Raw genomic sequence first — 23,246 nt, 5'->3', positions numbered from 1 at the left:
TTGAGTTTTCAACCCCCCCACGGGTTGGCTGATGCCATGGGTGTGCACGATCGAGCGGCGTGCCTGTCAGGCCAGCGCCTCGCACCAAACCGCCTGGGCTGTGCTCCTGGGCTTGCTTGTGGCCGTCATGGCATGGCTTGCACAGGCTTTGCAGGTTGTCTCGATCGGTGAACAGCACACGATCACCACGGTGGGCCGTGATGTGATCCACCACCGTGGCCACCACCGTCTGCCCCAGCTCCAGGTGCATGCGGCACAGCGGGTGCGCACGCAGCTGCACGGCGCGGGCACGCTTCCATGCGGCGGTGTTGTAGAGGTGGCGGTGTTCGGACATGGCAAGCAAAAGCCCCGCGCGGACTGCTCCGGCGGGGCTTGGTCTGGTACGGGGTGGCAGCTCCGTCCAGGTTGCGCCAATGTAACGCCTTCACCCGATGTTGCAAAACTCCACCAGCATGCCCATCAGCGCCCTGTGCGCAGCCTCAACCCGCGCACCAACGGTGCCAGCCTCGCACCCAAGCGCCTGCCCTGCCTCAACGGGTGACATGCGCCGCACGTACACCGCCACCAGCGTGGCCTGCATGCGTTCGCTCAGCCGGCTGACCATGCGGTGCGTCTGCTTGGCGTCGTTGACGGGTGCCAGCTTCATGGTGGGCGTCATGCCTGGGGATGGCGGGCTCCAGTCCTCGTGCAGCGTGCACTTCACTGGATAGCCTGACCCATCGCCCGTCTTCCAGAATTCAGCCCAGCGCAGCAGCCGCGCCTCGATTGCCTGATCTCGCGCCATCACTCACCCCCTATCGAGCCACGCCGCGGTGCCGGCCCTTCCCAGTTGCCGAACTGCTGGTACTGCCCGTCGAAGTACAGCCGCACCGTGTCGGTCGGCCCGTTCTTCTGCTTGCACACATGCAGCTCGGCAAAGTGCTTGTTCTCTGGCGTCGGCTTGCGCATGTGCTCTCGGTACAGCAGGCCGATCAGGTCAGCCGCGCCTTCGATGTCGCCACTGTCCCGCAGGTCGCTCATCTGCGGCGGCCCGGTGCGCTTGTCCGCTTCTCGGTTGAGCTGGCTCAGCAGCACCACCCAGCACCCGTACTGCTTAGCGAAGCGCTTCAGCCCGTTGGCCAGATAGCCCAGGCTGATGTTGCGATTCGGCCCGTCGTCGTCCATCAACTGCAGGTAGTCCACCACCAGCAAGTCAAGCCGCCCGTGCTTGCGCTTAACCTGCTGCGCCTTGCGCCGCACATCGGCCAGGTTCAGCCCGGTCTGATCATCCATCGCCACATTCAGCGCCTGCAGGTCGGCCACGCCATCGGTCACGCCCGCCCACATGCTGCCCGGCGCCGCCTGCGGGTTGCGCAGGTCGGCCAGATTCACGCGCCCGGCCGCCGCCACAAAACGCGCCGTACTGGATAGCAGGCTGTCTTCCTGGCTCAGCAGCAGCACCTGGTGCGCCACGCCCATGAATCGGCACAGCTGCAGCACAAACGCCGTCTTGCCCATGCTGGGCCTGGCACCGATCACCCACAGCTCACCGCGGCGCCCACCGCCACCCGTCAGCCGGTCCACATCGGCCAGCCCGGTGGCGAATGGCATGTTGCGCCCCTCGGCACGCTCCTGCAGGTCATCCATCCACGGCACCAGAAACGCCGGCAAGTCCACAGGCTCGGTGCCGGCGGTGTTTTCCTGCAGGCCCAGCAGCGCCGTCACCGCGGCATCCACCATGCCGGCCACCGGCGCGGCCTGCTCGGTCATCCGCATGGCACGGTCGGCCAAGTCCTGCCCGATGGCCATCAGCGTGCGCCGCTGCGCTCTCTCGGCCACGATGCCGGCATACGTCGGGCCTGCACGCGGGCTGGCCACGGATACCGCTAAGGCGTTCAGGTAAACCAGCGGTGATTCCTGTGTGGCGTCCAGTCTGTCACGCACCACCTCAAACACCGTGATCACATCCGCCGGCTTGTTGGCCGCCACCAGGTCGCTGATGGCCCGGTAGATGATGCGATGCTCGGCACTGTAGAAGTCGGCTTCCTTGATCAGCGCGGCCACGTCGGGCTGAACCGCGTTGTCCATCAGCATGGCGCCCAGCACGCTTTGCTCGGCCTCGATACTGTGCGGCGGCGTGAGCGCCTGCTCCAGCGCTTCAACCATGGGCGGCACCCCGCGCCATATCGCGCCCGGCCATGCGCGCCGCCATCTGGCGCAGCGCCTCGCGCTGGGCGGCCACCTGCTCGGGTGTTGGCTCTGGCCTTGATGGCCCGTCATCCTGCGGCGCATCTGCAGCGGCCTGTTCACGCTCCAGCTGCAGGCGTAGCCGGTCATTCCAGCGCAGACACTGCTCGATGCGCTTGGCGTTGCCCAAGAACCAGTCAATCTCGCGCATCGCCTCGCGCATGCTTTCGGGCTTGTCGGCCAGCGGCGCAGCGGCCATGCCGTCCACCGCCAGCAGGATCGTCTCCAGATCCTGGTCATACAGCGCCAGCGCGGCGTTGATGACCTGCCGCCGCAGCGCGTCCAGTTTTGTGCGGCGCTGGTGCAGGCCGAACATGAACACCCAGCGATCGAACACCACGCGCGTGGGATCTGTGGTGATGTTGGGATCTGGTGCTTTGTCCTGAACCAGCTTGAGTTGAGTCACTGCCATGACCTGAAAACCTCCAATGAATCCGATGAATCCATGCCTGTGGTGGGCGGCCCTCGGCCATCCCGGCATGGCAGCCAAGACAACCGAAGCCCGTGAACCCTGCCTATGCGGAGCCGCAGACCCTCCCAAGCCTTTGCGTGGCGCGCTGCTTGGTGCCGGCGCTGGGGCATTTCACCACTTCCTTCGGTGCCCCCACTTGCCTTTGCCGCCGCCGTCTCGCCCGTTTTCAAGGGGCTACCCAACCAGCAAAGGCGCTGACCTGCGCGGCTACCGCATACCACCCCCGCGCCAGGCTCCGTCCAGCAAATCCAGCGCATGCACCACGTTCAGCCCATCGCCGCTGCTGGCGTAGCTGAAGCCAGGCACCGCACGGGCGCCCTGCGGCACGGCCAGCAGCGCGGGCTTGCCAGGCTGCAGCACCACCAGCTCACCATCGGCCACCATGCGGCTGGCGGTGTAGCGGGCCGCGGCATGCCCCACGCAGGCACGCTGCGCGGCCACGTTGACAGTCGCTGGTCCCTGGTCAAAGGCCCGCACCAAGGCGACCCTGATCTCACCGCGTGGACGCATTCCCTGATCCTCCCGAAGTTCAGCGGTCGCCCGGTATCGCATTCCCGGCAATTCCCAAGCGCTGCGCCTTGCTTGCCAGCACCATCGCCGCATGCACGCGGCGCCTGATCTCACGCTTGAGCAGCCTCTCGGCCCATTCGCTCAAGTCCACCTCATCGGCCTCAGCCAACAGCTGCAGGCCGGCGTGGTCATCCGCGTCCAGCTTCAGGCGCAGGTCTTTGCGTTCGATCGTCATGGGGTGCGGCGTGCGTCAGAAGAAAAAACCCCGCACCCGCCCAGCCGTGCCCGGCGCCATCGCGGCACCCGGCGGGTTGCGGAGGTAACAAGCCATGAGGCCTGCGCGTGCACGGCATCGCTGCCGCCAGAGGGGGAAGCTGTGATGAGGTCAGCCGGCATGGTCTGCGGTCGTACCCTGGCCTGTGGGCACCGGCACATTCACCGATCCGCCCACCAGCGCAATCAAGCGCATGCCCACATCGGCGGACACGCTCTTGGTCTTGCCCGTAGCCAGCCGCGAAACACTGGGCTGAGACAACCCGATCTGCCTGCCCAGCTCTGCCGTGGTCATGCCCGCGCCAAGTGCGCGGCGTGCCAGGCTGGTGAAGTCGATACCTTGGAGCATAGGCCGCAATGATACGCGAACGCATCATGAACGCAAGCCCCCCTGTCCACAATGCGGCCGTGCATTACAAACGCCCACCCGGCGACCCGCGCCAGATCATCGAAGCACTGCGCACCGCGCAGGGCTACCGCAGCGTGCGGGCGCTGGCCATTGCCGCCGGCATCCAGCAGCCCACGCTGCAGCGCTACCTGGCCGGCACCAGTGAAACGATGGAAGTGGCCAGCTTCATGGCGCTGGCGCAAACGCTGGGCGTCACCGTCAGCGAACTGCTGGGCGAAGTACCGCTTAGCAGCGGCGGCACGACGCGCGAGGTAACCCGCGTCATGTCACGCATGACCCCCGCGCAGCAGATCCGCTTTCTGCGTGTAGGCCAAGCCCTGGCCGAAGACGACGCGCCCGATCAGGGCGGCGGGTAACGCCGGTCCAGCAGCGTATCGCGCGGCGGCGCCGGCGGGCTGGCGGCCCGTGGCGATGCAGCCTGCTTGCCATGCAGCAGGGCCTGCAGCAGTTCGTTGGTGCGCGCCTGCTGGCTGACCAGCTCACGCACCCCACTTCGCACCCCGGCCAGCATCACAGGCACCAGCAGCCAGGCTATGGCCAGCGCCAGCAAAAGCGCGAGCGCCAGCAACGTCAACACCGCCCCGAATTCAGCCATCGCACACCTCCAGGCCACAGGCTAAGCGCCGGCCTGCAAAAAATAATGCGTGTGGGTATTGACACCCGTTGATGCGTTGGCGCATCATTCGCCCCGTCAACCAAAGACGGAGCGCACAGCATGACCCCCACCACCCGCCAAGCCCTAGGCCTGCCCGCACTGCCGGCCGACCAGGCCGCCCGCATCGAAGCCCAGGCGCGTGACCTGGCCAGCGGGCGCTACATGCGCTGGCCCGAAGCCACCGCCCTCCTGCCCGATCTGCCCGATCTGACGCTGCTGCCTGCCGGGCTGCAACGCACCCCGCTGATCGAAGCGGTGGAGCTTGACCCCGACAGCGGCTGGGCCCAGTGGGACCTGGCTGTTCGGCTGGGTGACCGCGCATGATCTACCGCATCGAGCTGCAGCGCCCGCTGCGCCACCTGGCCGCGGCGCATGACTGCCCCAACGCCCGCACCGCGCGCCGCGTGTTCGCCAGCCTGCTGCCCGCCTGCGGCCGTGACGGCATGTTGGTCGTCATCTACCGCGGCCGCGAGATCACCCCCCGCAAATTGCTGGACCACGCCACCCAGGAGCAATACGCCAATGACCCCCGCAGAGACTGACGACGTTGCCCGCGCCATTAACCGCGCCAACGCCCACCGCAGCGCCCGCGCCGAGGCAGCCGCGCACGTCGTGCTGGCCATCGTGCTGGGCATCATCGGCGCCGCCCTGCTGGTGCACTACATGACCCCCTGCGATGCCGGCCACCTGTGCACCCTGGCCGCCATCACCCGCACCCGCACGCCCATCTGGCGGCGCATCACCGGCGCCGCACATGGCTGGTATCTGCGCGCCCTGATCCGCAGCGCGCACAAGAGCCTGCAGTTCCTGATCGAGCACGAACAGCGCGTGCAGGCCGAGATCGATTACCTGCCCCACGCCCAAGCCGTGGCCCGCCAGCACATCGCGGCCCTGCAGGTGCGCCTGATGCAAACCAACCACCAAGGATGACCGCCATGCCCGCCATCTACCCGCCCTGCCTGGTCACACCCGCCAGCCCCACGCGACTGCTGCCGTATTACCACGTCCGCCGGCTTGAGACGGGCCTGTATGCCGTCGCCCACACCGATGTTGAAACCACCACCCTCATCGGCGCCATGAACCTGGCCGCTGAGATGGAAGCACAGCGCAGGGCCGCCGCAGCATGATCTACACCCCAGCCGGCCTGCCACAGGCCACCGAAGAAGGAAGCCAGCAGGCCTGCAAAGTGCTGCGCGCCATGCACCGCCACCCGGAAGGCACCAGCACGGCGCACCTGTCCACCATCACGGGCCTGGATATGTACACCGTGCGCGATGTGCTGGCCGCACTGTCGATGCGCGGGCGCGCCGCCAGCCAGCTGCGCGGCGGCGTCATCCTGTGGCGCACGCGGCGCGACCACATCGCCGCCATGCAGGCCCTGTGATGAGCACCGCACCCCGCAGCACCGACATGCTGAACGCGCTGGTCGATGTCGCCACCGGCGCCATCACCGCCGACATCCAGAGCGAATGCCAGCGCACCACCGCCCCAGGCGAGCCAGGTGGCCGTCTGTGGTGGGACACGCGGCCCATGGTTGACGAGCGCGAACACGCGCCCGAGGTAGTGGCCATGGCCACCCGCGCGCTGGCACTCGGCGCTGAGATGGGAATCATCCACCGCCACCCCATCCACCACCACCTGGTACGCATCCTGTGAACCCAAACCACAGCCCGCGCAAAGCGCAAAGCACCGAGATGATCCGCTGGAAGATCATTGACCTGGCCATGGCCCCAGGCGGCTGCAAGCCAGAGCATGTGCACAACCGATTCGACTCAAAAAACCGCGACAGGGCCAAACACATCTATCAGCAGATGATCAAGGCCGGCCACCTGACGCAGTGCAAGCCAGGCCGCGCGCCAGCCTATGCCGCCACACCGGCAGCAGTCGCCGAGCATGCGGCCATGCGCGCCACGCTGGCCACGACGGCGCCACGCTACACCCCCACGCTCTACCACCCATCCACCACCAAACTGCCCGGCCTGCGTGACCGCACAGGCGCCCAGCCGCCCGTGATGGCCGGCGGCCTGATCCGCGGCGCCGAGCCGATCCGGCCGCAGCCCACGCAGCCGCGCACGACAGGTGAGCCAATCATCACCATCTGCCCTGGCTGGACGCACAACCACAGGTATCAGGTGGCGCCAGGCACGGTGGTGCACGGCGAATTTGCGCGCCTTGGCGTTGGCCACTACCTGGACGTGGGGGCGGCATGAGCACCGAACGTTCGAGCTAACCTGGACCCAACGGCGGCACCCAAGCATGAGTAACACGACACTGCAACCCGCCGTTGGGGCTCAGGTTGAGCGAGGGGTTAGCCAGCGCCCGACCCATGCTGGCACAACACAGAAGGAACCGACATGCAAACATTTCTCAGCGCCGGCCACGAGTTGGACGCGGCAACAACCGAACAGCCCACAGCGCGTTTCAGAACGAAGCCTGTCGTGATTGAGGCCCGCCAGTTCCGCAACGACGGCAGCAGCTACGCTCTGATTCACTGGATCAACGAGGGGCAGCACGCCATCGGGCGCGAGTTTGCGCAATGGCACAACAACAACATCATGGTTCCTACGCTTGAAGGCCAGCATGTCGCCAGTCCAGGCGACTGGATCATTCGCGGCGTGGCTGGCGAGCACTACCCGTGCAAACCGGACATCTTCGCAGCCACCTACGAGCCGGCGTGATGGGTTTGGCGCTGGCTAACGTTGGAGCTAAGCGGGCCGCCGTCAGGCGGTCCGCTTGAGCGACTAGTTCTATTTCACTGGTGCCGGTGGCACCCAACTAGGAGAAAGCTGATGTTTAAGACCCGAGTGATTACTGATGCCAGCCAAGTGCCAGCCGGCTTTGTACCGATGGCCGACCTGTGCAGGACGCATGGCGAGCCTACAGCCCGCGCACTTAGCGATGCGCACACTCAAGGCAAAGTGCAAGCGCTCAAACTGATGCGCACACCGAACGACCGCAGCGGCCCCGTGTGGATTGAGCAGCGAGGAGCGAACGAGATCGTGCAGGCAAACAAGCCGAAGCCGGCGACTGTGCCGGAGTTGCCCACCAAGTTCCAAGGCACCCGCACAAAGAATGAATCCCCCTGGGACGAGCTGGTGTCGATGTCTTGGGCGCTGGGCTCGATGGACACGAATCTTGGGCGGATTGCCGAGTCGATGGAAGCCCTGCTGCAAGTGCAGCAGCAGACGCTGGCCAGCATGCAGAGGCTGGAAACCGCCTGGGCGGCTGGCGAGCGGTCTTAGTGAAATAGAACGTTCGAGCTAAGCGGGCGACGACGGCAGGACGCCAGGCCCGGGCCGGTGAAAATGTACCGCGTACCACCGGCCCGGGCCTGGTGGCCTGCCGTTGGCGCTCCGCTTGAGCGAGGGGTTAGGCGTCATCTCCGCAGTCGTAGCATGGTGTCGAGGTTCTCTGCGCAGACATTTCGCCTTCGCGCGACGGCAGTGTGCACGATGAGTACTACTTCGACCGCAGCCGCCGTGCTAGGTGTGGCCTTGTCAAGGTCCCTTGACATGCCGGTCAACTCGATTTACCATGTAAAACATACTTGTCATTGCATAGGAGTCTGACATGGCTGAGTCGAACAATCTCACCTACTTCAAGGAATTGGCTGGTGCGATTGCCCTCTACGTGATCATCTTGACCGTAGCGCTTGTCGTAGGCAGAGGCATGTCTCCTGGCCTGCTACAAGTCGCTGTTCTGGTGAGTCCGATGCTGCCCTTCGTACTCGTCGTTTTGGTCATCGTGCGGCAGATCCGCCGCTCTGACGAGTTCATTCGCAAGACCTCACTTGAGTATTTGGCGATCGCCGCTGCTGTCACTGCGGGGTGGACTTTCACATACGGATTCCTCGAGACCTCCGGCTATCCCAGGCTCAGCATGTTCACGGTCTGGCCCGTGATGGGCGCGGTCTGGGGTGTACTGGCAGTGGTTGGCAGTCTGCGCCATCGATGAAGAACAGTGTGCGCGAGTTGCGAGCCGAGCGCGGATGGAGTCAGGCCATGCTGGCCGATTTGCTCAACGTTTCTCGTCAAACGGTCAATGCCATCGAGACTGGCCGCTATGACCCGAGCCTGCCATTGGCTTTTGCAATCGCTAGAGTGTTCGATGCCCCAATAGAAGCCATCTTCGACGCTGACGAACCAACTACTAGAAAGGCATCACGATAGTTCGCCTGCGCTCGGCACGCGTCGCCGATGGTTTCGTATGACGCCTAACGCCCCGCGATTTTGAGAAACAAAAGGACGACGAATGGCAACGAATGACGAACTGGCCGCGCTGCTGGCAAACAAGCTGGCAGAGATGGACCACATGGACGAGGACGCGCTGTTCTCGCTGCGCTGGAGTGGCGGCACAGAGCCCGAGCCGCTGGGCGATGCGTGGAACATGGACTACTTGCCCAAAGGAGAGCAACTGGCCGCAGTGGTGGAACAGCAGGTGCGCACGCTGCGCCTGGCGCTGGCCGGGCTGATTGACTTCTGGCACGAACACGGCCACCACGGCGACTTGCACGAGGCCATGAGTCACGCCGCGCTGGCGCTGACGCCGCTGCGCTGGGACGCCCTGTTTCTGCGCAACCCGTGGCAGCGCGACCCGGCGCAGCCGTGCGACAGGTTCAGCCGCGAACAGATCATGGACGCGATGATCGAAGCCGAAGTGAGCGACGGCGCATTCAAGACGATGCTGCTGAAGATGGATGAACTGGAAGCGCAGGCACGCCAAACGCTGGCGGGCCGCGAGCGCCCTAACGGCAAGGATCAACGGCTGCCGTAGGCAGTCCGTTGCAGCCGGTGTTAGGGCGCTGGTGCCGAAGCGTGACGCCCTATGCACGCCACGAGCGGATGCCGTACCCGGCATGCGCGGACTGTGTTGATTTAGCCGCTGCGAAGCAGGGGCGTTTGATGGAGAGCAGAGATGCCTGATACCGAAGCAAAACCACTGGTGATTTACCACGGCAACTGTGCGGACGGCTTCAGCGCCGCTTGGTGCTTCTGGCGATACCACCGCGACACCGCCGACTATGTGGCCGGCGTGTACCAGACCCCGCCGCCCGATGTGACCGGCCGCGACGTGTACCTGGTGGACTTCAGCTACAAGCGCGCCGTGGTGGCCGACATGCTGACCAAGGCCGCACGGGTGACGCTGATTGACCACCACAAGACGGCCATTGAAGACATGGCCGGACTGGAAGGTCTGCGGCAGTACACCGACCTTGAACGCAGCGGCGCCACGTTGGCGTGGGACTTCCTGTTTCCCGGCGAAGACCGCCCGCTTCTGCTGGGCCACGTCGAAGACCGCGACCTGTGGCGCTTCAAGCTGGCCGGCACGCGCGAGATTCAGGCGCTGGTCTTCAGCCACGAATACACGTTCGAGACGTGGGACAAGCTGATGAACGCCGACCAAGTGGAACTGCTGAAGATGACAGCGGCCGGCGCCGCCATTGAGCGCAAGCACCACAAGGACGTGGCCGAGCTGGTGAAGGTGTGCCAGCGCCGCATGGTCATTGCGAACTATTCAGTGCCGGTGGCGAGCCTGCCCTACACGCTGGTGAGCGATGCCGCGCACCTGATGGCGCAAGGCCAGCCGTTCGCGGCCTGCTACTGGGACACCGAAGAAGGCCGGGTGTTCGGCTTGCGCGCTGCCGATGATGGCGTGGACGTGAGCGAGATTGCCAAGGAGTACGGCGGCGGTGGGCATGCCAAAGCGGCGGGCTTTAAGGTGCCGCGTGGGCATTCCCTGGCGATGGCATGAGGGAGCGCCCTAACGTTCGAGCTAAGCCGGGCGCGACGGTACTCCGTTGCGACTCGGCTTGAGCGAGGGGTTATGCCGCTGGTGGATAGACGAGAAGGACGTGGAGCGCAATGATACCGAAGTGATGTTCAGCCAAGCCACCGACGTGTGGGGCACACCGCAATGGTTGTTTGACGCGCTGGACAAGGAATTTGGCTTCACGCTGGACCCGTGCAGCGACGGCACAAACGCGAAGTGCGCCAAGTTCTACAGCATCCACGACAGCGGCATGCTGAGGACAGGCACCGAAACCGCGACCCGCCAGCCCACAAAGCCTACGGCGCGCGCAGGCGCCACGCGCCGCACCGACCGACTTGCACCCTACGCCATGGGCACGCTGCGCCGGTTCACGCCCACAGCGCCCCAACCTTTTCAGGCCCCGAGTGCGCTCACTCGCGCCTGAAGCGGCATAACGTTCGAGCTGAGAGGCCGCAAACGGCGGCACCACAGCCCGAGTAAAGCCACAAAACGCGACCGCCGTTTGCGGTCCTTTCGAGCGAGGGGTTAGGCCCCACGAGGTGATGTATGACTGCTGATGACCTGATGCGGCTGATTGGCCGCTACGTCGAAGCCTGCGACGACCTGGGCGATGGCTTGTTCGAGAAGCCTCTCACCACGACAGACGCCCTGCACGCCAAGGCCTGCGGCCTACACGGGCAGATTTTGGCCGAGGTGTACCGGCTGCACGCTGAAGCTGGCGAAGCGCATCGCCTGCGGGAATCCGAAAGGGCGCTGGTCGCCACACTGCGCGATGAGATGGACGAGGGCCTGAGACTGCGCGAGTTGGGTGGCGCCCGGCCGGACGAGGGGATCACGGCCATGACAGAGCGCATCGTCGCCGAGAACGCGCAGCTACGCGAAGCTGTGCGTTCTGCCCGCGCAGACGAGGCGCACTGCTGGGCCAGCCGCGTGGACGGCCTGACCGCGCAACTGCGCGAGGTGGACGCACGTTACATGGTGCTGCTGAAGGCGGTGGCCGATGGCGTGGCAATGCAGCCCAAGACGGTGGTGCTGGGCTTGGCGCCTAACTTCAATTCGCCAGCAACCCCCGTCGCATAACACCGCGAGCCCATCGTGCAAGTCCTTGATCTCCAACGCCCTGCCGCGATTTCGCACGACGCACCCGCCGCGTTATGCGACAAGCGCCCCCGCACGCTGAAAGAGGCCGTGCACGCGGCCTGCGCGGTGCGGCACTACAGCCCGCGCACGTTCGATGCGTACTGGCACTGGATCAAGTGCTACGTGCACCACACCGGCAAGCGCCCGCCGCGCGAGCTGGGCGCGGCTGAGGTGGGCGCCTTCCTATCCTGGCTGGCCAGTGATCGGCAGGTATCGGCCAGCACGCAGCGCCAGGCGTTGGCCGCCGTGCTGTTCCTGTACCAGAAGGTGCTGGAGATGGAGATCGGCTGGGTCGACAACATCGTCCGCGCCAAGCAGCCCGTGCGCCTGCCGACGGTGCTGACGGTGGACGAGACCCGCGCCCTGCTGGCCCACACCAGCGGCACGCCGGGCCTCTTCCTGCGCCTGCTCTACGGCACCGGCATGCGCATCGCCGAAGGGCAAAACCTGCGCGTCAAGGACCTGGAGATCCGCGAACGCCGCGTCACCATCCGCAGCGGCAAGGGCGACAAAGACCGCGTGGTGATGCTGCCCGGCTCACTGGCCACCCCGCTGACCCTGCTGCTGGAAGAGCGCCGCCGCTGGCATGACCTGGACCTGGCCGAAGGCTCCGCCAGCGTCGACCTGCCCCACGCCCTGGCGCGCAAGTACCCCAACGCCGGCCGCGAGTGGGCCTGGCAGTACGTCTTTGCCACCCCGGTCCGACACCGCAACCCCGAGACCGGCGAGATCCGCCGCCACCACATCTTCGACTGGACCATCCAGCGCGCGATGAAGGATGCCTGCCGCGCCGCCGGCATCGCCAAGCCCGCCACGCCGCACACCCTGCGCCACTGCTTCGCCACGCACCTGCTGCAGCGCGGTACAGACATCCGCACCATCCAGGAACTGCTGGGCCACCGCGATGTCGAGACCACGATGATCTACACCCACGTGCTGGGCGCCCACGCGGGCCGCGGCACGGTCAGCCCGCTGGACGTGCTGGGATGACCACCGACGACACCCTCAGCCCCCAAGAGCTGGCCGAAGTGACGGGCAAGGCCAGCGCCGCCAGCCAGGCCGCGGCGCTGGCCAAACTGGGCGTGCCGTTCATCTTCCTGGGCCGCGCCGTGAAGGTGTCGCGCGTGGTCGCCCAGGCGCACGCACTGCTCCCGCAAACCAAGGCAACGACAGGGGTAGACTTTTCGCGCGTGAGGTGACCCCATGCCGAAAAAGTCCAAATACCCCAAGCTGCGCAAGAGCGTCAAGACCGGCAAGTCCGGCCAGGTCTGGGTGAGCTGGTGGTACGACATGCGCGGCACCGGCAAGCCCGACGTGCCGCTGGGCACCGACCACACCGAAGCCCTGCGCCGCTGGGCCGAGCTGCACCTCGACGCCACGCGCCAGGCCGGCACGCTGGAAGAAGCCTTCCGCGGCTGGGAGCAGCGCGGCATCACCTTGCGCCCCGATGGCCGCGAACGCGCGCCCGAGACCATCCACGGCTACCGCAAGTGCCTGGCCGAGATCCGCCCCGCCTTCGGCCCCGCGCGCTGGGAAGACATCACCCTGCCCGTGCTGCGCGCCTACATCACCAAGCGCAGCGCCAAGACCCGCGCACGGCAAGAGATGCAGGTGCTGTCGGTGGTGTGGGGTTGGGCCCGCCTGGAAGGCCTGACGACCCTGCCCTGGCCCGCCACGGGCATGCAGCGCACCGGGTGGAAGGGCGCAGCCGGCAAGCGCCAGGTGGAAGTGCACGACGCCGCGTTTGCAGCCCTGTACAAGCACGCCGACCAGACCGTGCGCGATGCGCTGGACATCGCCACCGCTACCGGCCTGCGCATGACCGACGTGGTGGGCCTGCGCCTGTCTGACGTGCGCGATGGCCGCCTGGTGGTGCAGGCCGGCAAGACCGGCAAGCGCGCCGAATTCGACCTGGCGGCCAGCGCGGTGCTATCGCCCATCATCGACAGGCGCAAGGCCAACCGCAAGCCCGAACACCTGTTCCTGCTGGCCGCCGGCCGGCGCCCAGTCACCTACCGCGCGCTGTCCGAACGCTTCGCCGTCGCACGTGCCGCCGCGGCCAAGGAATGCCCCGAGGCCAAGGCCATCTGGCTGCGCGATATGCGCAAGCGCGCCGGCCAACTGGCGGGCAGTCTGCAGGAGGCCTCAGCGCTGCTGCAGCACAGCAGCCTGAGCGTGACGCGCGAGCACTATGTGCATGGCGAGAAGCTCAAGCCGGTGCGCTGAAAACCGCTCCCGCATAAAGCCTCCTTCCCAGGTGGCCGGCGCCCGAAAAACGCCAGTCCTATGCGGGAGCAATCGGCCGGAGAGCAAGCGCTGGCGCCATTGCGAGGCCTGATTAACAGCCCCCCGCGGGTTCGAATCCCGCCCCTTCCGCCAGCCAAAATCAACAACTTAGCGGCGATCGCTCCCGCAACTCCCGCAAGCGCTCCCGCATCCTGCGGTCACGCCGCCGGCGTCCGGTTGCGGCTGGTAGTCTGGCCGTAGTAGTAGCCCACCAGGCCGCCGATCACCGCGCTGATCAGGCTGCCGGCCAGGCCGGCGCGCACGTCATCCGACCAGGTGGCCGTGCCGATCAGGCCGATCAGGCTAAGCACCAGCAGGTACACCAGCGGCAGGATCAGGCACGCGATCCAGAAGCTGGGGCTGTGCAGCAGGTCACCAGAAGCGGTGGCCACCGCATCGGCCTTGCGCGCCCCTTCGATCCCACCGCCGCCGGCTTCGGCGATCTCCAGCCAGCGCGATTCGACAGCCTTGGCTGCAGCGGCGGCAACCGCCGGGTCTGCCTTGACCTTCTCCAACGCTTCCTGCGCGTTGATGGCGCCGGTGGCCTGCTGCACCACTTCCATGGCCATCGTGGCGGCGGCCACGTTGCGCTCAGCCACGGCGCTGCCGCTGCCGAAAAGCTTGCCCAGCTTGGGGATTGATTCGATCAGGCTCGGCAGCAGTGCGCCGATGATGGGGGCGAGCGGCATTTGTGGTGGCTCCTGTGTGTACGGCTCGGCATCCGGCCGTGGTGGCGTGTTGGCTGGCTCTGGCATGGCCTGTGCGGGTTTCTGCGGCGCCGGCGCTGCCGGCTTGGCGCCGGCCAGCGCTTCCTTGGCCCGCGCCCAGCGCTGCAGCCGGTCTTCCAGGCCGTTGGTGCCGCCGTTGATGCGCCGGGTCAGCGCCGTGAAGTCGCCCGCATCGGCCAGCGCGTTGCAGCCGTGCGCGGCCCACCAGTCGGCGGCGCTCAGCGCGGCCCAGCGGGGCTGCTCCAGCAGCTCGGGTGATGCCAGCAGGTCGATGCCCAGGCGCTGCGCCGTGCCGGCATAGTTAGCCCGGCCGGTGATCTGGATCAGGCCGCGGCCACGGTACAAAAAGCCATCGCCCAGGTGCGTGTTGCCCAGATCCTTGCGGCCTTCGTAGCGCGCCTGCGCGGGCGTTGGGCCCCACAGCTCGCGCGTGTGGCGCAGCGCGCCGGATTCGTGCGCGATCTGCGCCAGGAAGGCGGCCACGCGCACCGGGCCCTTGATGTCGTGCAGCTCGCACGCATCAGACAGGTGGGGCGCAAACTGCTCGGCCAGATCCTGGCCGCAGCCGATGGCGTCACGCAGCAGCGCAGGGGTCAGCACCATCAGCTGTTCCACCCAGCCTTGAAGAACGCCACCAGCGCCGCCCAGCCGCCCACCATGTAGATGGCCAGCGCGGCTAGCGCCACCCAAAGCACACGCGACACCAGCACGCGCAGGCCGCCAAATAGCCAGGTGCCGGCCTGCTTCTGCGCGTGGTCGTGAATCGCGCCCACGGCGTGCGCCCAGTTCAGCGGGTCCGATATGGCCTGGCTGATGCCGTCGCGCACGGCTTCACGGATCTGGGCGCCCATCATCACGGCCAGGCGCTCCATGTCCGTGGCCGACTCGTCCACGATGAAGCGCCTGGGCTGACCGCCTGGCGCTGCGTCAGGCCCATCGTGGCGATGCTCCTGCATGATCAGATACCCAGGCCCAGCTTCTGCGCCGCATCGTACAGCGCCGCCTTGGCAGCCCGCAGCGACACGCGCACCGGGTGCGGCTGGCCGTCCCATTGCACCATCTCGCCGGCCTTGACCCACATCCAGATGCCGTGCTTGTCGTCGCGCACCATGTAGTAGCCGGCCGCCACCGTGTTGCCGTAGTTGCCGGCAGGGTACGGGTGCCCGTCCTGGCTGCAGACGCGGCCAAGACGCTCTTGTTCGTCGCCGCCCCAGGTAAACGGGCCGTCCGCCGCCTTGCCGCCGCCGCTGCTGAATTGGGGTGCTTCGCTCATGGTGCTGCCTTTGCTGTTGTGTGGTTGTCAGGAATCCGGAAATGCCGCCGTCGGCACCGTGTAGGCGCCCGTGTAGCGCGCGGCGCCCACCGTCAGCCTGAACTCATCGATGTGCCCCGCCCACTCGCGCCCCGCGGTGGATGCGTCCGCGCCGATCAGCAGGTCCACACTGGCGTCGTAGATCGAGCCCGATACCGTGTCGGTGTCCACCACCGCGCCGTCGTGCAGCAGCCGCCAGGTGTCGCCCGATCGCGTCACGGCCACATGCTGGAAAGCGCCGCCGGTGCTCAGCGTGCCGCCTGACAGCGCCACCAGCGTGGCGCCTTCACCGGGCCCGATGGCGGTGAAGTACAGCGTGCCGCCCGATTGTGTCCAGTACCAGTTCCAGTCAGCCCCCGACACGCGCCGCGGGCTGGCGATGAAGCGCAGGCCCACCGTTGACGATGGCCGCACAAAACACTCCATCGTGAAGTCACCGCCGCCCAGGTAGAAGTCTGGCGAAGCGGTCACGCGCACGTAGTCGTCCACCCCGTCCAGCAACCCGCTGGCGCCGCCAAACTTGGCCTGCGCGGTGTCGATCTGCGCGTTGGCGTTGGCCGTGCAGGTGTGGCCCAGCACGTCGGTGAAGGTGGTGCTGCCGTCCGTGCCGTCAAAATGCAGCAGCAACTTGACGTCGGCAAAGTACGGGTCCGCGCCCACGGTGGCCACCTTGCCGGCGCGGCCAAACTGGGCCAGCTGCAGCGTGGGGATCATGCGTCGGTCGCCGCTTCGGTGGTGATGAACAGGTCCACGCCGTGCAGCCGCGCGTCGATGGCCATCGTGTCGCTGCCGTTGCCCGTCACGCGCGACAGGCGGAAAAACACCATGTCCGACTCGGCCGGCGTGCCGGCAATGGTGATGGCAGCGGATTCGGGCCCGCGGTACAGGTCGTTCGTGGTGCCGCCCGTGTCGGTGCTGGTCTGCGCCGTGCCGTAGGCCACCGCAATGGGGTCGTCGTTGCTCACCGCCACGGCCTGCAAGTCCCACACCACGCCGAAGTTGGTGGCCGTGGCCGCGTGGCTCCAGATGGGGCTGAAGCTCACCGTGCCGCGGTTCCAGCTCTTGGGCATGGCCAGGCTGAACTGCGCGTATTCCTGCGTCGTGGTGTCAAAGTCCAGGCTCAGGATGTCGGGGTTGTTGGCCGACGTGGCCACGATGGCCAGCGGCGCGCACCCGGCCACCGCGCTGGGCTGCATGGCCGCGGCGCTGACGTACACCGCATGCCGCCCCACGGGTGACACGCCGCTGGTGCCCGCACTGCCGTGCACGCCGCCCGGGCCGGCGCGGTGGTCCTCAGTGGCCGTCACCACGCTGCCGGCCGTCGTCAGCTTGTAGGCGCGCGCATAGTCGGTGCTGTTGTTCCAGTTGGTGTTGGTGGTGGCCACCGTCACCGCGCCGGTGGCGCGCTCCACCACCACGTAGTTGGTGGCGGCGTTGGTCAGCGCCAGCGTGCCGGCGGCCACCGCAAAGCCGCCCCAGCGCCCGCCGTAGTAGCCCCAGGTCAGCCCGGTGGTGGTGGCGTGCGCCTTGCCATAGACGGCCGCGTGGTCCAGCGTCTCGAAGTTCTCATTGATGGGCACTTCGGGGCTGGCCTGGCTGCTGCTGAGTGTTTGCATGGTGCGATTGGCTCCGCTCGGCTCTAGGCCACGGTGACGGTGATGGATGCGCTGACGCTGGCGCCGTAGGTGTAGGGCACGTTGGCCTGCCCGTATACGTGCACATAGGCCTGGGTGCCGGCAAAGGTGTGCGAGGCGCTGTAGGTGGCGCTGGCGTCCACCGCAGTGGCCAGCGCGCTGGCCACGTCCACGATGGTGTTGCCGCCCACCGCGGTGTAGGTGAAGGGCACGCCGCCCAGCGTGATGGTGAAGACCTGGCCCGCCGCCGGCGTGCCGTCCAGGAAGTACATGGTGCGCTGCGGCCGGTCCACCGGCACGGCGGCGCTGCCCAGGGCGTTGACGGAAATAATCAGCCCGAAGCCGTTGTCCCCGCTGCCCTGCGCGTACACGCCCTGCGCGCCCACGGGGCCGGTCAGCAGGCCGTAGAAGCCCTGCGCGTTGCTCTGCACGCCCAGGCCATAGCCCAGCGCCGCCAGCGTGGCGTGCGTGGCCATCGCGTTGGCCAGGCCTCCGAGCGCGTCAAAGCGCGTGCCGCTGGCCGGCAGGGTGTAGCTCACCGTGCCCAGGTAGGTGCCGATGGGCTGCTCGATCTGCAGCGCCAGCTGCGTGCCCGCGGGTATGGGCTCGGTGGCGCCGGTCACGTAGTTGGCCACGTACACCGCCGCCTGGTACGCGGTGCCGGGCCCGGCCGGTGCGGCCGGCGTGTGCACTGCGCCGAACATGCTGGCCGCCCCCGCGGCGCTGGCCGTCAGCACAAAGGTGCGGCCCACCGGCCCGGTGACGGTAACCACCGCCCCCACCGCCGCGGCGCTGAAGCCGCCGCTAGTGATGGCCGCCGCCAGCGCGGTGGCGGCACCGGCCAGGTTGGTGTCGCCGCCGACGGTGACATGCTCGCCGATCTGCACCGCGTCGGCAAACACCGTGACGCGCACGCCCGTGACAAACGCGCCGCCCAGCGTCACCGTGCCGGTGCTGGCGGCGGCCGTGTAGCCGCCCACCGCCGCGGTGGCCTCCAGCGCGGTGCCGCGGCCCACCACGGCGCTGATCTGGTACACGCGCACGTCCACCGTGGTCTGCACCGCCCCAAAGTCCGCCGCCTGCTGCGCCGCCGTGTACACGCAGCCCGGCGTGGCCGCGCTGATGGTGCGCTTGACGGTGGCGCCGTCCAGGATGTCCACCTCGTAGGCCTCGGCCGCCTCGCCCAGCGGCGTCAGGATGCCGGCCGCCCCGGCAAACTGCGTGGCCAGCCGTGTGCGGCGCTTCCAGGCCAGCACCAGGCCGCCCGTGGGGTCGCGGCTGGCGCGCAGGTCCACCGGCGCAAAGGGCTTCAGGCCCACGCTCGCCGGCGCCAGCGTGGTGGCCTCGGCGCTTGCCAGCGTGCGGCCCACGCTCACGGGCTTGAAGTACCGCGTCTGCCCGATGTCTGCCGCCACCTGCACCACGCGGGCCGTGCCGCCGGCTTTCAGCAGCGCAAAGCGCTCACCCGCCGCGTGGCCGGTCATCGCCCATTCGGTGCCGCGCCGGCCGCGCAGCAGGCCGCTCAGCGTGTACACGCCGGCGCTCACCAGCGTGGCGGTGCGGTACTGCAGCAGCTCGTGGTTGACCACCGCCGCATTCAGGCTGGCGTCTTCCAGCATGGCGTCGCGCGCCACGCTGGCCAGCGTGGCGGCGCCCACGTTGACGGTGACACTGTTCACCTCGTCAAACACCGCGCCGCCCGTCCAATCGCCCAGCGCGGTGGTGGTGGTGCCAAACACCGCCGCCACCGTCACCTTGTCGCCCGACGTGTAGGCCGCCCCGTCGCTGCTGATGAACAGCACCGCACCGGCCCAGCCGGTGGTGTAGCGCGGGCGCATCAGGCCGTACAGGCCCGGCGCGTCGTCCGCATCGCGCAGGATGGGGATGTCCAGCAGCAGCAGGTCGCTCAGCGAATAGCTGGCCACGCTCACGTTGGGTGTGCTGGTGTCGTCGGTGATGCCCACCGCGGCCAGCACCGATGCGTCGTCCAGCACGCATTCCAGCGTGCGCACGCCGCCGGCGTAGTTCTCGCGCACGATGCGGGCGCGGTAGGTGCTGCCGTCCACGTCCACCACCTGCACCACGTCGGTGGGCTCCAGCTGCGGGCGCGTGGTGTCGATGGCCGGGCGCAGCGTGGTGGCGCCGATGCGCATGTCCAGCGCCAGCGTGTCCACGATGCCCTGCGCCTGCTCGGGCGGCAGCGTCACCGGCACGGTGGTGGTGCGCGTTTCTTCGCTCTGCGACACGATGCGGTCGCTGTACACGGTGCCGGCCTGATAGTCGTCCTGCACGTTGATGTACTGCAGCGCGTAGCGGGCCGGCACCTCGATGTCGTTGGCGCGTTCCAGGCCCATGGGGTCGCCATCGGCCGGGGTGTCGGGTGCGGCGCCCAGGTCGTCGTGCGGGATGGTGGCCGCCGCCGCCGCGCCGCGCAGGCGGAAGTACAGCTTGTCGCTCTCCACGCAGTCGAAGTAGTAGGCCGCCGCCAGCGTCTGCAGCGTGCTGCGCGCGGGGGACACCTGCGTCACCGGCACGCCGCTCACCGTCAGCCCGGCCAGGGCCGCCACGTCCACCTGCGCGGGTGGCACGCCCGCGGCCTCGCACAAGTCCTGCACCACGTTGGCCAGCGGCACGTCCACGGGCGTCCAGGCGTCTGCATCGCCGCCGTCGCTGGCCCAGGGCGTGAAACCATCCGGGATGGGGTAGGCAAAGTCCGTCCGCACCGTGCGCAGGTTGGCCGCAAAGATGGGGCCGTTGGCCTGCACCGTCAGCTCGATGGTGCAACCCGCGGGCGTCAGCGTGCCGGCGGCCTGGCCGTTGGTGCCGGTGCCGGGGTCGGTGGCGATGCCGGCCACGCCGTGCCACACGCCGGCCGCGCCCACCCACATCAGGCCCGCGTCCAGGTCGAAGGCGTACTGCATCACCCGGTTGGCGCCCAGCCAGGTGATGGAAGCCGGCCCGTCGCCGGGCGCCCCCAGGTTGGTGCCGTTGGCCGTGAAGTAGCCGTTGTAGTTGCTGCCGTAGCGGTGGCCCGCAAAGTCCTTCACCACGATCCAGCCCAGCTCGCCCGATGAACTGCTGGCGTCGTTGATCATCACCTCGAAGTACCGCTTGCCGCCGTTCACCGCCTCTTGCGTGGTAGCCACGTGCTGGTTACTGCCCGGGTTGCTGCCCACCAGCGTGATGTTGGGCCCCGCCAGCACCGGCATGGTGGTAATGGCGTCGGTGCCAAAGCCCCACTCCAGCACCGGCTGCGATGTGGGCGCAAAGGTGTGCGCGGGGTTCTCGCCCGCTTCCACCCATCGCCCGTTGGCCGTGGCGCTGGTCAGCACCTCGAAGGTCAGCACCGGCACCTGGCCGCTGTTGCCCAGCTGCAACCCCTCGATCATCACGGTGCCGCGCCCGCGGTACGCCGGCGCGTTGCCCACGCCCACCGCGGCTTCGTACACCGTGTCGGGCAGCTGCGCGGGGCCGCCCACATGCACGCGCAGGTCGGTCCACTTGTCGGTAAATTCGCTGGCCGCGGCGCTGGTGTCGTCCGAATCGGCCAGCGCGGTGTACACCAGTTCGCCATTGGCCCAGATGCGCGACACCGCCACGATCTCGTTGTCGCACAGCAGGTACAGGATGTCGCACTCGTAGGTGTAGGTCGTGACCTCGGGCTCAGGCCCACCCTTGCCGCCGGTGGTGGTGCTGATCTCCCGCTTGCTGCTCATCCAGATGGGGGCCGATGGCAGGCGGTTGCGTCCCCACACGCGCGGGATGGGGCTGCCGTATTCGAACTTCGGCAGCTTCAGGTCGTCCAGCCGCGGGCCGGCCAGTTGGGTGTTGGCCGTCTGGTAGTCGCTCAGCATGCCGCTGGCCAACATCCACCAGTTGCCGCTGTACACCCCGTAGGCGTACGCGATGACGGTCATCGCGGAGACGTTCTTGCCCATCAGGCCACTACTCCAGGCAAGCGAAACGCGCCCACAAAACACATCGATCGGCCAAACAGCAGCCGCGTCTCCACCACGCAGCGGTGCGCGCGGTTGTCGGCGTGCACCATGGCCAGGCCGCCGTGGCGGTAGGTGCACACCACGCCCAGGTGCTGCGGCGGGCCGCCGTTCCAGGCCACCAGCACCACATCGCCCTCGCCCATCTCATCCCGGGCAATCGGCTGCATCACCGCCGCGCACTGCGCCGGCAGCGCCCGGCCGTCGGGCACGCTGGCGTAGCCGGTCACGTCAAAGCCTTCGGGCACCAGGCCCAGCTCACGCGCCACGCCGATGACCAGGCCCACGCAATCCACCCCCACGCCGCGGGCGCGGTGCTGGTGCGCAAAGGGCGTGCCGATCCAGCCGCGCGCTTGCGCGGCCACTTGTGCACGGGTTGCCATCACGTCACCGGCGGCGCCGTTACCTGGTCAATGCCGGGCAGGTGCGGTTCACCGCCAAAGTTCAGCACGTTGTTGAATTTGTCGCGGCAGTCCTCCGCCAGGCGCTTGGTGCAGCCGGCCACCACGCTGTAGGTGTTGCCCACCGCCAGCGCCGCCACGGCCGGCAGGTCCAGCGTAAAGGTGCCGTCCGCCGCGTGCGCCTTCACCTTGAACTGCAGGCCGTCATTGGCCCCGCTGGTGAAAGTGATCACGCCCGCGGTGAAGTACCCCGCCGCCTGCGCGCGGCCACTGTCGCGCACCACCTGCTGGCTGGTGACGTGCGTCAACGTGCCGGCAAAGGTGAAGGCGCCCAGCGCCTTGGTGCAGCGCGCATCGCCCAGCCGGTAACGGCAGGTGGCCTGGGTAATGCCACCGATGCTGGCCTGCAGCCGCTGGCGCAGGCCGCGCAGCTCAGCCACGTAGGCGCCGCGCACCGGCCGCACGTTGCCAAAGTTGCCCACCTTGCGCACATCGCGGCCCTGCGCCAGGTCCGCCCAGTTGTACTGGAACAGCTCAAACGCCGCGCCGTCCCACACGCCGGCCATGATGTCGGCGCGGGTGATCACCGCGTCGTCGGCCAGGATGTTGATCTCGGTGTTGTCCACCGCAAAGCCCGCGCTGCTGACCAGGCTGGCCACGTCCAGCCCCAGGTCGGCGCTGTACGTCACGGCGCTGATCACCGCGGGCCGGTCGTGTGATGTCCAGCCCAGCACGGTGCCGTCCACCCGCGTCACCTTCAGGCCCCAGGCCAGCGTGGTGGCGCCGCTTTGCATGTGCGCCAGAAGCCCGGCGCCTATTGTCCGGGTCACACCCGCACCTCAACGATCGGTATGCTGTCCCACAGGTGCAGCAGCCCGGCCTGCGCGTTGCGCGACTCGATGCGGCCCTGCAGCCGGTCGGTGTCAAAGCGCATGGGCACGTCAAATTCACCCGCCCAGGTCACGTTGGCCGCCGCCGGCGCCGTGCCGATGGTGACCACGCCCGTGGTGGTGTCCACCGCGTGCGCCGTCACCACGCCGCTGACCTTCACCTCCAGCGTGCCCGTCACCGGCTTGGTGATGATGCGGTCCAGCGTCTGCGCGCCGCTGGTGTAGCGCTTCGTCAGCTGAAAGGTGGTCGCCGTGATGCCCGTCACCACGCCCGTGGTGTGCGTGGCGGTGTAGTCCGCCCAGTCCTTGAAGCGCCAGGCGTGGAAGCGCCCGCGCATGGTCATGAAGAACGCGCGCAGCGTCTCGAAGTCCGCCTGGCCGTTGATGCCCTGGCTCACGTCCCAGCGGTGCTTGGGGTAGGCCCAGGCCGCGTTGCGCGCCTCGCGGCCCGAGCCGCTGGCCACCACGGTGGTCAAGAACTCAGGCCCGCCCAGCGCGCCGTAGGCTATTGCGTCCGGGAAGCGGGGGGATTCGTAGAAGGCCATC

General features: G+C 67.8%; 36 protein-coding genes. 19 read left to right on the top strand and 17 right to left on the bottom strand.

Going from position 1 to position 23,246, the window contains the following annotated elements:
* From IPM06_20450 to IPM06_20420, 7 genes are all read right to left on the bottom strand, one after another.
* A partial coding sequence (locus IPM06_20450) for an HNH endonuclease (GenBank protein MBK8772780.1) occupies positions 1-334 on the bottom strand: 334 nt, incomplete at its 3' end.
* Positions 335-424: 90 nt separating this feature from the next.
* Positions 425-784 carry a sigma-70 family RNA polymerase sigma factor gene (locus IPM06_20445; protein ID MBK8772779.1) on the bottom strand — a complete coding sequence of 120 codons (360 nt, stop codon included), beginning with the start codon at positions 782-784 and terminating at the stop codon, positions 425-427.
* Positions 784-2,145, bottom strand: a complete 1,362-nt coding sequence (locus tag IPM06_20440; protein MBK8772778.1) for an AAA family ATPase — start codon at positions 2,143-2,145, stop codon at positions 784-786. Before IPM06_20440 ends, IPM06_20445 begins: the two co-directional genes overlap by 1 nt.
* The gene (locus IPM06_20435; GenBank protein MBK8772777.1) at positions 2,138-2,638 is read right to left on the bottom strand and encodes a hypothetical protein; all 501 of its coding nucleotides are present in this window, start codon (positions 2,636-2,638) and stop codon (positions 2,138-2,140) included. The genes IPM06_20440 and IPM06_20435 overlap by 8 nt, the downstream gene beginning before the upstream one ends.
* Before the next feature lie 267 nt (positions 2,639-2,905).
* Complete coding sequence (locus tag IPM06_20430) at positions 2,906-3,208, bottom strand: hypothetical protein (protein MBK8772776.1); 303 nt, start codon at positions 3,206-3,208, stop codon at positions 2,906-2,908.
* Positions 3,209-3,227: 19 nt separating this feature from the next.
* A complete protein-coding gene (locus IPM06_20425) occupies positions 3,228-3,443 on the bottom strand; it encodes a hypothetical protein (GenBank protein MBK8772775.1) in 216 nt (71 codons plus the stop codon).
* A 150-nt stretch (positions 3,444-3,593) separates the two neighbouring features.
* Entirely contained in the window at positions 3,594-3,830 is a 237-nt protein-coding gene (locus tag IPM06_20420) for a helix-turn-helix transcriptional regulator (protein ID MBK8772774.1), read from the bottom strand.
* 8 nt (positions 3,831-3,838) lie between these two features.
* Between IPM06_20420 and IPM06_20415 the strand changes: the two genes are divergently transcribed.
* Entirely contained in the window at positions 3,839-4,246 is a 408-nt protein-coding gene (locus tag IPM06_20415; protein MBK8772773.1) for a helix-turn-helix transcriptional regulator, read from the top strand.
* Here the strand turns inward: IPM06_20415 and IPM06_20410 are convergent.
* On the bottom strand, positions 4,231-4,485 hold the full coding sequence (locus IPM06_20410) for a hypothetical protein (protein MBK8772772.1): 255 nt from the start codon (positions 4,483-4,485) through the stop codon (positions 4,231-4,233). The genes IPM06_20415 and IPM06_20410 overlap by 16 nt on opposite strands.
* Before the next feature lie 120 nt (positions 4,486-4,605).
* Here IPM06_20410 and IPM06_20405 point away from each other — a divergent pair, with 120 nt between their 5' ends.
* From IPM06_20405 to IPM06_20320, 18 genes are all read left to right on the top strand, one after another.
* On the top strand, positions 4,606-4,869 hold the full coding sequence (locus IPM06_20405; protein MBK8772771.1) for a hypothetical protein: 264 nt from the start codon (positions 4,606-4,608) through the stop codon (positions 4,867-4,869).
* Entirely contained in the window at positions 4,866-5,087 is a 222-nt protein-coding gene (locus IPM06_20400) for a hypothetical protein (protein MBK8772770.1), read from the top strand. Before IPM06_20405 ends, IPM06_20400 begins: the two co-directional genes overlap by 4 nt.
* A complete protein-coding gene (locus IPM06_20395) occupies positions 5,068-5,475 on the top strand; it encodes a hypothetical protein (GenBank protein MBK8772769.1) in 408 nt (135 codons plus the stop codon). Before IPM06_20400 ends, IPM06_20395 begins: the two co-directional genes overlap by 20 nt.
* Before the next feature lie 5 nt (positions 5,476-5,480).
* Positions 5,481-5,672 carry a hypothetical protein gene (locus IPM06_20390; GenBank protein ID MBK8772768.1) on the top strand — a complete coding sequence of 64 codons (192 nt, stop codon included), beginning with the start codon at positions 5,481-5,483 and terminating at the stop codon, positions 5,670-5,672.
* On the top strand, positions 5,669-5,929 hold the full coding sequence (locus tag IPM06_20385; GenBank protein MBK8772767.1) for a hypothetical protein: 261 nt from the start codon (positions 5,669-5,671) through the stop codon (positions 5,927-5,929). Before IPM06_20390 ends, IPM06_20385 begins: the two co-directional genes overlap by 4 nt.
* Positions 5,929-6,201 carry a hypothetical protein gene (locus tag IPM06_20380; protein ID MBK8772766.1) on the top strand — a complete coding sequence of 91 codons (273 nt, stop codon included), beginning with the start codon at positions 5,929-5,931 and terminating at the stop codon, positions 6,199-6,201. The genes IPM06_20385 and IPM06_20380 overlap by 1 nt, the downstream gene beginning before the upstream one ends.
* 38 nt (positions 6,202-6,239) lie before the next feature.
* Complete coding sequence (locus IPM06_20375) at positions 6,240-6,755, top strand: hypothetical protein (protein MBK8772765.1); 516 nt, start codon at positions 6,240-6,242, stop codon at positions 6,753-6,755.
* A gap of 144 nt (positions 6,756-6,899) precedes the next feature.
* Complete coding sequence (locus IPM06_20370) at positions 6,900-7,223, top strand: hypothetical protein (GenBank protein ID MBK8772764.1); 324 nt, start codon at positions 6,900-6,902, stop codon at positions 7,221-7,223.
* A gap of 111 nt (positions 7,224-7,334) precedes the next feature.
* The gene (locus IPM06_20365; protein MBK8772763.1) at positions 7,335-7,787 is read left to right on the top strand and encodes a hypothetical protein; all 453 of its coding nucleotides are present in this window, start codon (positions 7,335-7,337) and stop codon (positions 7,785-7,787) included.
* A 328-nt stretch (positions 7,788-8,115) separates the two neighbouring features.
* Complete coding sequence (locus tag IPM06_20360) at positions 8,116-8,499, top strand: hypothetical protein (GenBank protein MBK8772762.1); 384 nt, start codon at positions 8,116-8,118, stop codon at positions 8,497-8,499.
* Positions 8,496-8,714, top strand: coding sequence for a helix-turn-helix transcriptional regulator (locus IPM06_20355; GenBank protein ID MBK8772761.1), 219 nt, complete (start codon positions 8,496-8,498; stop codon positions 8,712-8,714). Before IPM06_20360 ends, IPM06_20355 begins: the two co-directional genes overlap by 4 nt.
* A gap of 82 nt (positions 8,715-8,796) precedes the next feature.
* The gene (locus tag IPM06_20350; protein ID MBK8772760.1) at positions 8,797-9,318 is read left to right on the top strand and encodes a hypothetical protein; all 522 of its coding nucleotides are present in this window, start codon (positions 8,797-8,799) and stop codon (positions 9,316-9,318) included.
* Positions 9,319-9,459: 141 nt separating this feature from the next.
* On the top strand, positions 9,460-10,296 hold the full coding sequence (locus IPM06_20345; protein ID MBK8772759.1) for a phosphohydrolase: 837 nt from the start codon (positions 9,460-9,462) through the stop codon (positions 10,294-10,296).
* A gap of 124 nt (positions 10,297-10,420) precedes the next feature.
* Positions 10,421-10,738 (top strand): hypothetical protein, encoded by a 318-nt coding sequence (locus IPM06_20340; protein ID MBK8772758.1) that lies wholly within the window; start codon positions 10,421-10,423, stop codon positions 10,736-10,738.
* A 122-nt stretch (positions 10,739-10,860) separates the two neighbouring features.
* A complete protein-coding gene (locus IPM06_20335; GenBank protein MBK8772757.1) occupies positions 10,861-11,394 on the top strand; it encodes a hypothetical protein in 534 nt (177 codons plus the stop codon).
* A gap of 48 nt (positions 11,395-11,442) precedes the next feature.
* Positions 11,443-12,444 carry an integron integrase gene (locus IPM06_20330; GenBank protein ID MBK8772756.1) on the top strand — a complete coding sequence of 334 codons (1,002 nt, stop codon included), beginning with the start codon at positions 11,443-11,445 and terminating at the stop codon, positions 12,442-12,444.
* Positions 12,441-12,653 carry a DUF4224 domain-containing protein gene (locus IPM06_20325; GenBank protein MBK8772755.1) on the top strand — a complete coding sequence of 71 codons (213 nt, stop codon included), beginning with the start codon at positions 12,441-12,443 and terminating at the stop codon, positions 12,651-12,653. The genes IPM06_20330 and IPM06_20325 overlap by 4 nt, the downstream gene beginning before the upstream one ends.
* A gap of 4 nt (positions 12,654-12,657) precedes the next feature.
* Positions 12,658-13,680 (top strand): tyrosine-type recombinase/integrase, encoded by a 1,023-nt coding sequence (locus IPM06_20320; GenBank protein MBK8772754.1) that lies wholly within the window; start codon positions 12,658-12,660, stop codon positions 13,678-13,680.
* 218 nt (positions 13,681-13,898) lie between these two features.
* Here the strand turns inward: IPM06_20320 and IPM06_20315 are convergent, their stop codons facing one another.
* The 9 genes from IPM06_20315 to IPM06_20275 are packed head-to-tail and all read right to left on the bottom strand — an operon-like array spanning position 13,899 to position 23,245.
* Positions 13,899-15,071 carry a glycoside hydrolase family 19 protein gene (locus tag IPM06_20315; GenBank protein ID MBK8772753.1) on the bottom strand — a complete coding sequence of 391 codons (1,173 nt, stop codon included), beginning with the start codon at positions 15,069-15,071 and terminating at the stop codon, positions 13,899-13,901.
* The gene (locus IPM06_20310; protein MBK8772752.1) at positions 15,071-15,424 is read right to left on the bottom strand and encodes a hypothetical protein; all 354 of its coding nucleotides are present in this window, start codon (positions 15,422-15,424) and stop codon (positions 15,071-15,073) included. Before IPM06_20310 ends, IPM06_20315 begins: the two co-directional genes overlap by 1 nt.
* Before the next feature lie 2 nt (positions 15,425-15,426).
* A complete protein-coding gene (locus IPM06_20305) occupies positions 15,427-15,741 on the bottom strand; it encodes a hypothetical protein (protein MBK8772751.1) in 315 nt (104 codons plus the stop codon).
* Between the two features lie 27 nt (positions 15,742-15,768).
* Positions 15,769-16,494, bottom strand: a complete 726-nt coding sequence (locus IPM06_20300; GenBank protein ID MBK8772750.1) for a LamG domain-containing protein — start codon at positions 16,492-16,494, stop codon at positions 15,769-15,771.
* Positions 16,491-17,396: a hypothetical protein gene (locus tag IPM06_20295; GenBank protein ID MBK8772749.1), complete on the bottom strand. Its 906-nt coding sequence runs from the start codon at positions 17,394-17,396 to the stop codon at positions 16,491-16,493. Before IPM06_20295 ends, IPM06_20300 begins: the two co-directional genes overlap by 4 nt.
* Positions 17,397-17,419: 23 nt before the next feature.
* Positions 17,420-21,352, bottom strand: a complete 3,933-nt coding sequence (locus tag IPM06_20290) for a hypothetical protein (GenBank protein ID MBK8772748.1) — start codon at positions 21,350-21,352, stop codon at positions 17,420-17,422.
* Entirely contained in the window at positions 21,352-21,792 is a 441-nt protein-coding gene (locus IPM06_20285; GenBank protein MBK8772747.1) for a peptidase P60, read from the bottom strand. Before IPM06_20285 ends, IPM06_20290 begins: the two co-directional genes overlap by 1 nt.
* Positions 21,792-22,640: a DUF2163 domain-containing protein gene (locus IPM06_20280; protein ID MBK8772746.1), complete on the bottom strand. Its 849-nt coding sequence runs from the start codon at positions 22,638-22,640 to the stop codon at positions 21,792-21,794. The genes IPM06_20285 and IPM06_20280 overlap by 1 nt, the downstream gene beginning before the upstream one ends.
* On the bottom strand, positions 22,637-23,245 hold the full coding sequence (locus IPM06_20275; GenBank protein MBK8772745.1) for a DUF2460 domain-containing protein: 609 nt from the start codon (positions 23,243-23,245) through the stop codon (positions 22,637-22,639). Before IPM06_20275 ends, IPM06_20280 begins: the two co-directional genes overlap by 4 nt.
* Position 23,246: the final 1 nt, after the last annotated feature.

Source organism: Hyphomicrobiales bacterium (assembly GCA_016710435.1).
In the GTDB taxonomy this organism is placed as follows: domain Bacteria; phylum Pseudomonadota; class Alphaproteobacteria; order Rhizobiales; family Aestuariivirgaceae; genus Aestuariivirga.
The sequence above is the reverse complement of the archived record's forward strand: the minus strand, read 5'-3'. Positions and strand labels throughout refer to the sequence as shown.